The sequence below is a fragment of the Pseudomonas sp. PDM25 genome, from assembly GCF_019219045.1.
GTDB lineage: Bacteria > Pseudomonadota > Gammaproteobacteria > Pseudomonadales > Pseudomonadaceae > Aquipseudomonas.
The window spans coordinates 1-11,251 of sequence record NZ_JAHUWL010000035.1 but is presented as its reverse complement, the minus strand read 5'-3'; the positions used below and the strand labels follow the sequence as shown (position 1 = coordinate 11,251).

Here is an 11,251-nt window from a genome sequence, read left to right as displayed (position 1 = left end):
GGAAGAAGAGATGCGACGGGCGCTATTCGGTAGATCTGAGCCTCCCGCGTCGGCAATTAATACACACATGCAAGCCGTCACGGATGTCGCGATGGTGAAACCGATAACAGCAGCGAAAAAAAAGCAGATCTCGAAAGGCTTTACTCCCAGACTGAGAGTTACGCTGCGCGTCGGAAATGGATTTGAAGGCAAGATGCACGAGATGGTACATGAGGCCGATACGCTGAGCTCCTTGGTTGCGGAGCAAGAAGCGACTAAGATGGCCAGAAAGAAATTCAGGTTTGTGGAAGTGGTATCGATAAAGTCGATGTGAGTAGCCGAACTGATTTGGCTCGCTCGTCAGACATCAAATCGCGTTCGGGTACCGCGGCTTACATGGCAACACCTTACATCAGGTGTTGCACTTGCCCCCTGAGACTGCCGCTGTTGCTATTTGAATATATATATACTCTGGCTAACGGAACTTATCCCATCCGATACATACACAAACGACTGGGAACCAGATCCGGTCCATCCGCTATCTTCCCCTTCGACCTTAAAGGAAAACACCCCATTTGTAATTGTGGTGCAGGTCGACGGTGCCGAAAGGCCTGATTCTGTAGATACAGTCAATACCTTCCCCGGCCCTCCATCATAGGAACCGGACACCGTGCCGGAATAGTTTACACCCAAACTCGACGGCGCATCATTGATCGCTAGCCTATGCTGGAAGCGCACTGTCGTAGGTAAGCTGCTTTTACCGTCGCATGTTGCGATAACAGCAAAATTTCCCAACGAAAAGCTCGCACCCTGCTGCATCGCGATTCCGTTATTAATTTCGCTATGCGAGCCATTGATTAAATTGTAGTCAAACAGATTATCAACCAACGCACCATCTGAGTTATCCGAAAAGGCTACTGTCCCCGCTTGGAGTTTCACGCCGGAGGTGTCAGTTACCGCTACTGTAAACACCACATTCGGTTGATGAAAACCCGGTGTCGCTGAATTAGGATTTACGTCAAGCTGGATGCTACCGACTTCTGGCTTACGGAAATCGAGAGAAATAAAGCTCGGTGCCGCGTTGCCACTAGTCGCTTTGAGTTGAGGGGTGCCGATCAATCCACTTGTCACATAGGTGATTGCTGCGCCATTCGCGGCAGTAACATTGGTTGGGCTAACAACGGCAGTTCCAGACGTTATACTGAACGTCACATTTGCATTCGGTATGACGCCATTTTGGGCATCATAAACGGTCGCCATCACCATGATCTTATCCTGAGAATTGGCAAGAGCGTACGGCGGCTCCGATGTTAACCCAATGTGAACAGGGTCATGGGAAACCGCCGTAAATTGAATGATCATATTTTGCGGCGCCACATCCGGACATTGCGCAGTCACCGTCGAGGTACCCGCATTGCCGCTTGTAACATTAGTCGTCGCTCGGCCAAGACCATTGGTACGGCCGCAGCCTGATGAGAGAGTCCCGCCCCCGGTTACAGAAAAGGTAACCTGAACATCTTTGATCGGCTTTTTCTGACTATCAACAACCGTAGCCGTCACGACAACCACATCGCTAGCATCCGCGACTGCCGTTGCGGTCGGTGGCTGCAAGTCCAATTCGGCTGGAACCTGCGTAAAAAAGAACTCGGCCGTGGACTGCGTAACCGGTCGGTCTATCACTTGAGCGGACAATTCCACGAACGTGGCTCCGCTACTTGTGAACTCAACATCATCGGCAACACCGTTAACTGCCACCTTGGTAAACGTCGCCCCCTTGTCACCGATTGTGCCACCTGTGCCAACAAAGACACAGCCTGCCGTCAGGATCGAAAACAACACGCTTGCGTCTTGTGGAACGCTCACAGGCAATGTTGCCTTGGCAATATCCGGCGTCTTTCCGTCAGCAGGTTGATTATCCCCGTACGTTCCGGAAGGCTCCAACACCACTTTCATTTGCGGAGCAACAGAATCTAGAACCATGCCTTTATCTCCCGTGTATGGCATACGACCTCGCCCCCTCTTTCTAGAATTCTTTTGCAACGTTGAAGAATTCTGGAGAAGAGAATGGCCTTTATTAATCCGACTTTCCTATCGACAACCGCTTAACTCTCTCTGATAACTCACGACACTCAAGCCGCAGCGAGTTCAACTCACCCGTCAACAGAGCAAGCATTACTTGACTCTGAGCCTCTAACTTGGCGTTCAGTTGCAGTAATGTTACGGCGTCGTTGTCGCTGCTCCCCGGCGAGAGATTGACAATACGGCGCTGTATCTTGTCGCTTCCTACCGAGACCACTTCGGACATTGCCGAGCCCAAATCATCGAGAGTGGTCGAGAGAGCACCGATTGCAACCGAATTCATGCCCGTCGCGTTTGCCTTGTAGCCAATTGCAACAGCATTTTGAGCGCTTTCACCCACGAAAGCATTGTAACCACACGCCATACCGTTCTCGCTCGCGACATGGCTACCGCAGCCCATCGCCAAAGATTGTAGTTTTATCGTTGCAGCACCGTCCCCGACTACAACCGAACTATTTCCAGCAGCGCTCGAGTTCCGTCCCACTGTAGTATTACCACTTACCTCGTCAAACCCCAGAATCTGATAATAGGCCGTTTGGATCCTGCCGGTAGTTGTGGCAACGATATCCGCACTTGTGATAACTCCACCAACAGTTCTCTCTGTCGCAATGGGCAATACTGGCATGTAGGATTTCCTTAACGATCAAGTGGACAAGCGAATACCATGCTGGACCAGCTGCAGCAGTTCGACCACACGGCCCTACACTTTATTATTGCGTAATCACCCAGCCCCCCCGCCCGTCGAGCTATCTCATATGCTTGATCCTTGTGCCTCATGGCCAGATATAAGCTCCATCGTTCAGTAGAAGCTGCCAAGTCATGGCGCTCACGCATCGGACTGCAGCATTTCTATTTCGGGAGAATCCCATAAAGGTCAAAAGTGAGCATCCAACCATAAAGGAGACACGTCCTTTCCCTACCCTTGACGGCATGGTATTGATGGACCAGGGCAAAAGACTCCTCGCTGGATCATGGAGCCCTATACAGGGCGCATTATCCCCTGCTACAACTAAACGCACGGCATCGCTGACCGTACTCCTTGGTCTCAGCCTTGCCAAGGTAACTCACCCGATGGAAGTATCGATCCATCTCCCCCGAATCATCCTGGATTACCTCAGCAGTGAACGCATCGACCCGGTGCTGGGTGGGTATCACCATGGCAAGGCTAGCGGATGTATAGCCCCGCGCTGAGGCGTTTTACGTCGCCGGATAGTACGAGTTCGGTTAGAACGGGCCAGATTAATCCGTATGCGCATTGCACAAGGGATCCGATTAATAATAACGACCTCACCGGTCATTTTGACATCTTCGGCGCGATCATCAACGACGGGATGCTGACCGCTGAATTGCTCAGCGACGGGGCCTCACCGAAGCCGCACTCTGCTTATCTATTCGCCAACCGCCGCGCCAATCGTATGAAAGTGTTGGTGCATGACGGCGTGGGGGATTTGGCTTGCAGCACGGCGTTTGAATCAAGGGCGCTTCTTTTGGCCAGGCGTGCGACACGGCTCTGAAGTCGAGTGGAATGCAGACAAATTCAAGCCTTGGTGCCCGGTTTACCCTGGCAACGCGTCGATTCCGGAGGAGCCATAACGGTGCTCTAACTCGTCTGCCATGGCACGCTTGCCAGCGTAATTGGCCCATCCGTATATCGCCGCCACTAGCCTTCTCTTGCAAAATCGGCGGCATGACTCCGCATCCAAATCTCGATCCATTAAACCCTGAAAAACTGCGTACCTTGGCAGCGCAGTTGATCCGGCGCGTCGAGGCGATGGACAAGAAAACCACTCATCACAAGTCGGTTAACGAGAAACTGGCCCACGAGATCGCGCGGCTCAAACACTTCAAATTTGCCAAGCGCTGCGAGCATTTGCCACCGAGAGAGCCTTGAAGCCATGCTCGACCCGGACGCCCGCCCGCACTGGCCGCAGAACAGTACCCAATGCTCGTCAAGGGTACACAAACCATCCCGATTTTACCTACACCCTCCTAGAGCTGGCTCGGAGATCAGTGCCATCTTCTGAATAGCGGTCAGCGACCTTGACCGGCGCAACGGGCTCTGTCGAAAATACCGATATGACGCAAACCTTAGGCCTGCATCTGGGCGATTGCCGATGGACATCCGCGATCTATTCACTGGGATCAGACACGTGTACTGGACGAACGAACGGTTGCGGAGAACGATCTTATTCATCAAATCTAATACGTCGTACCGGACAACATACAAACCCGGTACACGACCGGGCTGCATGGGATCGATGAGGGATGAGCGACATTGTTATACGACGCACCTGCGGGACGCGTGATCGAAGCTGGCAGTAATTAACGGATCGACAAAGTCTAGAGTGAGCCGCATCAGCTTGAAGGCCCGCACCAGCTCATCCTTCTCCTCCGCCATCAAATCAATTGGTATTCCGGTTTCCAAATTTTTGACGGCTAGATCACCAAAAACGTTGATGGTTTTGCAAGCTATCAAGACATTTTCTAACACAAAATGCGCTTCAGTGTGCATATATTTCTCCGACTGTATGCTCACGTCTTTTGCGATCAAAGTCGTTTCGAGCGACTGATAGTAAAGCCAGCGTTACAACACTTCGCAAGATTTGTTCGATTTATTACTAGGCCGAATTCGAATAGACTTCATAACCAATTTCTTCAACGCTTCACAGAACACGCTGCCCCCATCTCAGGTCCACTCACGGGTTTCCCCGGCTAAGCCCAGTAATTAATACACATTGGTTAAGGCCATAACCCTAAACTGGAGGAGCAAGATATAAATCTAAAGATTTGCACTGATAGAACGCTTCACCAGCCGTCTAAAACTGTCACCCGCCACAAGCTGACGAAGCGCTCTCCAGTGCAACAGCTCTACATTCATCGCTCAGACTGTATCGTCCTGTGGGGTACTCGCGAGTAATCAACCGCTATTTTTCAGTTGCAATGCATAAAGCAGAATATCAATGTGCGCCACGGTGACGGCCAGCACGACGCCGATCCGTTGGCATACCTAGGGGACCCCGCGGTTGCTGTTGGTGGTGGGATTTTGGGGAATCCAAGCGTGGGAGCATTTTCATCGGCGGGGGTAACATGGCGCCTCGACTGAATTAGGCTCTTACTTTAGCGATACACTTGATTACGCCCCGTCGATAACGACGCCGCCACAGCAGCCTGCTCACAAACACCTGCCTGCGGCACCAGCTGGATATCCACCCTACGATTGGTCGCGCGCCCCGAAGCGGTGTCGTTATCGCCAATCGACTGGCTACCTGCGGCACCCTGCACGGCGAAGCAACTGTCGGGAATATCGCCCATGCGCTGCATCCAATTACGCACGGCCAAGGCGCGGGCATAGGACAGTTGAAGATTCTGCTGGGCATCTCCCGAGTTGTCGGTCCGACTATAACGATCAACCAGCCCGGCTGGGCCTTGATGTTGACCAAGGCATTGATCAGCACTTTGGTCGAGCCCGGCTTGAGTTTGGAACTGCCGGCATCGAACAGTGACAAGCTGTCCAAACGTACCGAATCGGGTGTTCGGTGTTCTTGCTGGACGAGTTGAACCAGGCGTTTGTCTGGATCAGCCAACCAGTAACGCCACAAAAAGCCACTGACCAGTGCGATTGTCGCAGCCACGGTAAAAAGCCATTTGGCGATACGCCGCTGCCTGGTCTGCGAGGATGCAGTGGGCACTTCTGGCATAGGCCGAGCGGGTAAAATCATCACCGGCGTCGTAAACAACGGTTCCGATATCCTTCGGGGTTGCGGCAGTTTTTCACCCAAGTAAAGGTTTCGTTCCAGACCTTGCAGCAGGCCGCTCACCTGATGACGTAGCGCCTGCAACATCACCTGGGGGATTTGTGTCTGATGCTCAAACTGTACGTTTAAACGCATGAGTTCATTATCCAGATGCCTAAGGGCTGGCACCGTCATCTGGAATACACACTTGATGCGCAATTGAAAGGGGGGGGCAAGGCGAGCATTAACAAAAACAATTTCGACGTTGTATTGGCTGAGTTTTTTCCGGCTCTGAAATTGGCCGTGGGAAATACCTTGGTCGATGACGGTGCCGACACGGCGGTCGCGTTGAGCTTTCAGAGCAAGAAGGACTTCGAGCCGGAGCAGGTAGCGCGACAAATCCCGCAACTGCGGGCCTTGTTGGGCATGCGCAATTTGCTACGCGATCTCAAATCTAACCTGTTGGACAACGCGACCTTTCGCCAAGAGTTGGAACGCATCCTCAAAGAGGATGCGCTGCGTAACGAGTTGCGAAATGAATTAGCCGTTTTGGCGCCCCAAGAAGATCGTTAATATATGGGCCAATGACATCAGGTTTGCAATTCCCCCATTAACCCCCAGACTTGCAATTTTTTGTAGCACCAACCATCCACTCGCACGCAATAAAAAACCAATCACCTCAGCGCTATTGCTCGATTATCCCTGGACATTTATTAACCTTACTGAAACCACCGAAAACCATATACGCCATCTGTTAAACCTTACCGAAGATACGGCACTGCCCGTTGGTTTGAATTGCAATGACTTCAACCTGCTGCGCAATGCAACGTTGAAAAGCAATTACCTGCTGTTCACATGGAATGACTGGGTGGCTGACGATCTAAAGAAGGAGTGATCGTTGATTTGAAATATCAGCTCACCCCAGAATTACCGCAGGAAACATTCTATCTCAACTACGCGATGGGTCAGGTGGCCGGCAAAACCCTATCTCCAATAGCGCAGCGTGCGATCACTCTTATTTGAGAGTTCGCTCAGGAACCGATTTCTTCCGACCCGACAAGTTAACATTGGGCACCCAAGATTGAATTAAATCGGGATTAGGCGCTAATCAAGCAGCTCTGTGCTCCAGTGGCGACGATCATTCTTTCACCCATACGGCGGGCTGCGTTGTAAGCCAATGATGCCCCCCTACTGAGCGGACGGCTCAAGCAGCCTGCGTCCGGCCTTCATTCGACTTTATCCGCACGCCCCAGCGGGGCGGCGTTTTTCAAGGTGGTTGTCGCGTCAACCGTTTTGCTATGCCGTTTTTCTATCGGCCTGCTGTTCCCGATCCGGGTTCAGCAGCACCGTTCCTATAGGCTCCCAGTTGCGTGTTTTTCCAGACCACCGCTCAGGAGTTTTCTGGCGTGCCAGCTCATACAACTGGTGCCGCAGCACCAGGATTTGGTGGTCTTGCCCACGATGGCGCTCTGATGGGGTGACGAAGCGGATCCGGCTGTGCCGGTGTTCGGTGTTATACCAACGCATAAAATCCCTCACCCAAGTCCGTGCAGCGTCCAAGCTGGCGAAGCCTTCAAGGGGCCATTGCGGGCAGTACTTCAGCGTTCTAAACAGTGACTCCGAGTACGGATTATCATTGCTCACACGCGGTCGACCACGAGAAGGCGTGATGCCCAGCTCGTACATCTTGCTTAACAGTGTCACCGATTTCATCGGCGCTCCGTTATCAGAGTGCAGTACTAACGGCTTACGCAGGCACTTCTCGTTGATCACGCTGCGTTGCAGCAGAGCAGCCGCTTTCTCTCCGCTCTCTTCTTCATAAACTTCCCAACCCACTGCCTTTCGGCTGTAAATATCCAAGATCAAATACAGGTAGTAATACTTGCCGCGTATGGGCGACGGCAGATACGTGATGTCCCATGACCACACCTGGTTGGACTCCTGAGCCGCATGTGTTGTCGGCATTACAATGCGCTGGGGGCGTCGGCTGCGGCCTCTATGATGCTGTTGGCCGGCTGCTCGCAAGACGCGATAAAACGTAGCTTCCGACGCCAGATATCGCGCCTCGTCGGCCAAGCGTGGAACGATCTGGCTCGGAGGTAAATGGGCATACGTGGGGCTGTTGCACAGCGCTACGATGGCGTGTCGCTCGATTTCGCTCAACGCATTACGCGGCTTGGGCCGCAAGGTGGTGGTGCGCGCATCGGCTTGTAGCTCCGGCAGCTGGGTCCAGCGCTGCAAGGTTCTGAGCGATAGTCCGACCTCTTGGCAGGCCCGCATTTTTCGGGCTCCCGCTATGATCGCTTCGATTAACCAACCCACTAATAACTGCCGTTCCGGCAAAGAGGTCAGTTGTCCTCGTCGTCGGTCCCCCAGTAATCGTTGAGCTTTTTTTGCAGCACTAACAACGCTGCGGTTTCGGCCAAGGCAGCATCTTTACGGCGCAGTTCACGCTCCAGTTCCAGGATGCGTTTCTTGTCTTTGCGCGTCTGTTCATGATCAGCCATTTTTTGCGCCTGCACAGCTTCCTGTCCGCTGATACAGGCCTGACGCCAGGCATTAAGCTGTTCGGGGTACAGACCGTTTCGACGGCAATATTCGCCCAACTCAAGCTGCGTCAGACTGGCCGTTTCAAGGACGGCAGCAAACCGGGCTTCAGCAGACCATTTATCAGAAAGCAGTATGTCGTCTGGCACTTTACTTCCTTGGTTGGCCAACTTGCGCCAGAGGTACATCGATACATCACTGACTCCTTCCCGGCGACAAACCTCGGCCACGGTCAGGCTCAGCGGGGGAAGCAACATCTTGAGCAATGCGGCTTTGCGTTCGGGTGAATAGTACGTCACAACCTGTCTCTTTCCGCCCTCGGTGCGCTTTTGGGGGTAAATCCAGAGAGGCGACAACTATCCTGACACCGGGGGGGGCTTGGTCGAAAAACTCGGTAGAGCCAACCGCTGCGCACATCGGGAGACCAAATGGCACGCGCAACGCCCCCTCCGACAGGTCAAGCACCGCGGTCACTGGGGTCAAGCAGTTGTGCCCCGGATAGACATCCCCAGACACCCAATGCAACAACATGGCGACCTCAACCCCAGGAGCGACCGCGATCGGTAGCAATACCGGTCCGGGGTGCATTCCTCGCGGGAGACGGCGATCAACCGGTCGCCGCCGGCCACCAGATCCTTCGAACCTTAACGTCGGCAGTGCGCCAAGCTGACAGGTGTGAGGCCCGTTGTTACGCAGAACCAACAAAGTGCCACGTTGTGACATGGCGTCAAATAGGCCATCCCGGCCTTCGAAATGGACGTCCAACTAACTAGCCTGACAAAAACTTGCCTTCTGGTCAGACACGGCCTGCACAGGGGCAGACAAACCGATAGATACGACCAAACCCGCAAGCAGACAGATGTACAAACTTGATAGACTTTTCATTCTGCTCTCACAGTAGGTTGCCTAGCGCACAGTGCGGTGACTGAGATCCCGGCGCACTTCTTGGATCGTCATGTAACCCTCGGTTGATATCCATTCAGTTTCAAACTCAACCAACCGCTATTTATTCGACGCAACGCCAAAGGTGAAACATCATCAGCTACTACTATCAATCTGGGAGTCTGCCAACCTGCGATGATGCTGAGCGAGTATATTGCTCAAAATTGCGTTAACCATTTGCGCACGTAACAACTCGAGAATCGCGTGGTATTGCATTCGCCTCTGGCCATCGCCAATCGAAGTTGGGTGACATCAGCTTTTTCTACATAACGAGTCGCGTCCGTCAGCTCCTCGAAACTGCCGTAACCACCGTACTGCATCTCCTTAAGCGCGTCCTCCTTGCTCCAGTCCTGAACCACTACGCGATACATGGCCGCCATCAGGCCGGTACGGTTACGTCCATGCTTACAATGCATCAGCACTGGGCCCTCGGCTTGAGCCTCTTGCACGACCCGTAACACCCGCAGCACGTCGGCATCGTCGACCCTGTCTGCGTGCAATGGAATGTTCACATGCTTGACGAGGGTGTCTCCCAACCAGACCGCGTCGTCCTCCTTAATGAAGCTGACCACTGTCCGGATCTTCAACCTTAAGAGCATCGACAGCCCTTCGCCGTTAGGCAACGCACTGCGATACAACGTGGGAGTCATTTCGTAGAGATTGAAAGCCTTGTCCACGGGCGTTGCCCACGCGCTTGCGCTGCTGGCGACATCCGAAGACGTACCGATCAGGTTGGCCGACGCGCTGGTAGATATCAGGCTGGATAAGACCATAGCCGCGATAACACCGGCAAAACCTCGGGACGAGGGCCCTTTCCTGTTCGTGGTGAGACGTATCGCTCCATTGAGGCGCTCCATGACAGACCTTTGCTTTGTCCATAATGGCGGGATACTAACAAACTTAAGTACGGTTGGTCGGTGCAGGACAGCATCTTCCACCATTCATTTCCCAACACCGCTCGAGGCCCGCTCACAGCAGTGATGAGCTCGCCCAAGGATCATGTCGACTCTCTCAGACGTAATATCCCCTATTGCACCAGCGATCTACAAACCGTCTCCCGACACCGACTGCCTCCACAGCCATGCTGACCATCAACATAGTGTTTAGTCACGGCCTTGCACAAGTAGCTCGACCGACGAAAGAACTCGTCCTGACCAAGGTAGTTCTGCCGAGTCAGGTGGAACGTGGCCGCTCTGGGGTTATGCAATTGGTTAACGAGACGGCTGTACAGGTTCGTACGCTCAGACCCGATACGGCCCACAGAGCGATAAGCATCACAATTGAGCAACACAATGCGGTGGTAATGCGGTAGACCTTCCTGTCCAAGCTCGTCCACCCAAAAGGGTCTGACACTGCTGTCACGGGCCGATCTGTTCAGTCTACTAGCACGCGACGATCATGACTGATCTGCGCCTCCAGCGAGGCCCTGAAGCGCGGTATGACCCTATTGGTCATAGCATCGCCAGGTAGGTCCTGGCCATGAGGCAATCTCAAGTCAGACCTGAAGGCAAATACACGGGCGTAGTCATTCAAAGCGTATTGCAGCGCCTGGTACAACCTCTCCAAGTACTGCTCAACGAAGGGGCCTTTGTCCACCATGAGTGCGTAGCCATCTCAGACAGCTAGCCCGCGCAACGCACCTTTACGCAAACACTTCGCCCCCATGGGCTTGAGACGCACGTGCTGAGCATCTTTGACCAGGTAGCGCATGGCGTAATGGACATGGGGACGAATCTCCTGATCGTTCTGAAAGATCATGCCGATACCCAGCTCGTATTGCTCCTCTGCCTTGTCCTGCTCCTGTTCCTGTTCCTTCTTACCGTACTTTTCTTCCTTGTCATGGTTGCAGCTGTCGAAGTAACCCTGGCCTTGCGTAATCCGCGCCCACAAGTCACCTATCTGCTGAGCCTTGTAGACATCCCTGCACACCTCATTACCATTGAAGAAGTAAGCCGCATGGATGTGATAGC

14 protein-coding genes and 2 pseudogenes are annotated in these 11,251 nt (G+C 53.3%); 5 read left to right on the top strand and 11 right to left on the bottom strand.

The window, feature by feature from the left end; all coding sequences use genetic code 11:
- On the top strand, positions 1-313 hold a 313-nt coding region (locus KW848_RS30855), incomplete at its 5' end, for a hypothetical protein (RefSeq protein WP_218539105.1).
- A gap of 116 nt (positions 314-429) precedes the next feature.
- On the opposite strand, the gene KW848_RS30850 is transcribed toward KW848_RS30855, so the two are convergent.
- The 3 genes from KW848_RS30850 to KW848_RS32700 form a co-directional block, all read right to left on the bottom strand.
- Positions 430-1,959, bottom strand: coding sequence for an Ig-like domain-containing protein (locus tag KW848_RS30850; protein ID WP_218539104.1), 1,530 nt, complete (start codon positions 1,957-1,959; stop codon positions 430-432).
- Between the two features lie 94 nt (positions 1,960-2,053).
- Complete coding sequence (locus KW848_RS30845; protein ID WP_218539103.1) at positions 2,054-2,683, bottom strand: hypothetical protein; 630 nt, start codon at positions 2,681-2,683, stop codon at positions 2,054-2,056.
- Between the two features lie 368 nt (positions 2,684-3,051).
- A complete protein-coding gene (locus tag KW848_RS32700; RefSeq protein ID WP_375154758.1) occupies positions 3,052-3,216 on the bottom strand; it encodes an inovirus-type Gp2 protein in 165 nt (54 codons plus the stop codon).
- A 14-nt stretch (positions 3,217-3,230) separates the two neighbouring features.
- Here KW848_RS32700 and KW848_RS30840 point away from each other — a divergent pair, with 14 nt between their 5' ends.
- Together KW848_RS30840 and KW848_RS30835 are read left to right on the top strand one after the other, a co-directional pair.
- Positions 3,231-3,572: an RHS repeat-associated core domain-containing protein gene (locus KW848_RS30840; protein WP_218539102.1), complete on the top strand. Its 342-nt coding sequence runs from the start codon at positions 3,231-3,233 to the stop codon at positions 3,570-3,572.
- A 173-nt stretch (positions 3,573-3,745) separates the two neighbouring features.
- Positions 3,746-3,937, top strand: a pseudogene (locus KW848_RS30835) (IS66 family transposase); the annotation flags it as partial.
- A 399-nt stretch (positions 3,938-4,336) separates the two neighbouring features.
- Here the strand turns inward: KW848_RS30835 and KW848_RS30830 are convergent.
- Both KW848_RS30830 and KW848_RS32080 read right to left on the bottom strand, forming a co-directional pair.
- The gene (locus KW848_RS30830) at positions 4,337-4,570 is read right to left on the bottom strand and encodes a hypothetical protein (protein ID WP_218539101.1); all 234 of its coding nucleotides are present in this window, start codon (positions 4,568-4,570) and stop codon (positions 4,337-4,339) included.
- Between the two features lie 605 nt (positions 4,571-5,175).
- A complete protein-coding gene (locus tag KW848_RS32080; RefSeq protein ID WP_256365339.1) occupies positions 5,176-5,397 on the bottom strand; it encodes a hypothetical protein in 222 nt (73 codons plus the stop codon).
- A gap of 566 nt (positions 5,398-5,963) precedes the next feature.
- On the opposite strand from KW848_RS32080, the gene tssB reads away from it, so the two are divergent.
- Both tssB and KW848_RS32695 read left to right on the top strand, forming a co-directional pair.
- Entirely contained in the window at positions 5,964-6,365 is a 402-nt protein-coding gene (gene tssB, locus KW848_RS30820; protein ID WP_218539100.1) for a type VI secretion system contractile sheath small subunit, read from the top strand.
- Entirely contained in the window at positions 6,358-6,687 is a 330-nt protein-coding gene (locus KW848_RS32695) for a LysR substrate-binding domain-containing protein (protein ID WP_375154760.1), read from the top strand. Before tssB ends, KW848_RS32695 begins: the two co-directional genes overlap by 8 nt.
- 401 nt (positions 6,688-7,088) lie before the next feature.
- On the opposite strand, the gene KW848_RS30815 is transcribed toward KW848_RS32695, so the two are convergent.
- The 6 genes and pseudogenes from KW848_RS30815 to KW848_RS30795 all read right to left on the bottom strand — a co-directional run.
- Positions 7,089-8,638, bottom strand: a protein-coding gene (locus tag KW848_RS30815) for an IS3 family transposase (protein WP_218539099.1) whose coding sequence is annotated in 2 segments (ribosomal slippage) — positions 7,089-8,188 and positions 8,188-8,638 — 1,551 coding nt in all. Because the reading frame shifts where the segments join, the coding sequence is not laid out codon by codon here.
- The gene (locus KW848_RS32690) at positions 8,535-9,062 is read right to left on the bottom strand and encodes a DUF4232 domain-containing protein (RefSeq protein WP_375154759.1); all 528 of its coding nucleotides are present in this window, start codon (positions 9,060-9,062) and stop codon (positions 8,535-8,537) included. The genes KW848_RS30815 and KW848_RS32690 overlap by 104 nt, the downstream gene beginning before the upstream one ends.
- 377 nt (positions 9,063-9,439) lie before the next feature.
- On the bottom strand, positions 9,440-10,054 hold the full coding sequence (locus KW848_RS30805) for a dual specificity protein phosphatase family protein (protein ID WP_218539106.1): 615 nt from the start codon (positions 10,052-10,054) through the stop codon (positions 9,440-9,442).
- Between the two features lie 254 nt (positions 10,055-10,308).
- Entirely contained in the window at positions 10,309-10,617 is a 309-nt protein-coding gene (locus tag KW848_RS32075) for an inovirus-type Gp2 protein (protein ID WP_309140092.1), read from the bottom strand.
- Positions 10,618-10,655: 38 nt separating this feature from the next.
- On the bottom strand, positions 10,656-10,880 hold the full coding sequence (locus tag KW848_RS32070) for an inovirus-type Gp2 protein (RefSeq protein WP_256365338.1): 225 nt from the start codon (positions 10,878-10,880) through the stop codon (positions 10,656-10,658).
- Positions 10,881-10,895: 15 nt separating this feature from the next.
- A pseudogene (locus tag KW848_RS30795) lies at positions 10,896-11,251 on the bottom strand (hypothetical protein); the annotation flags it as partial.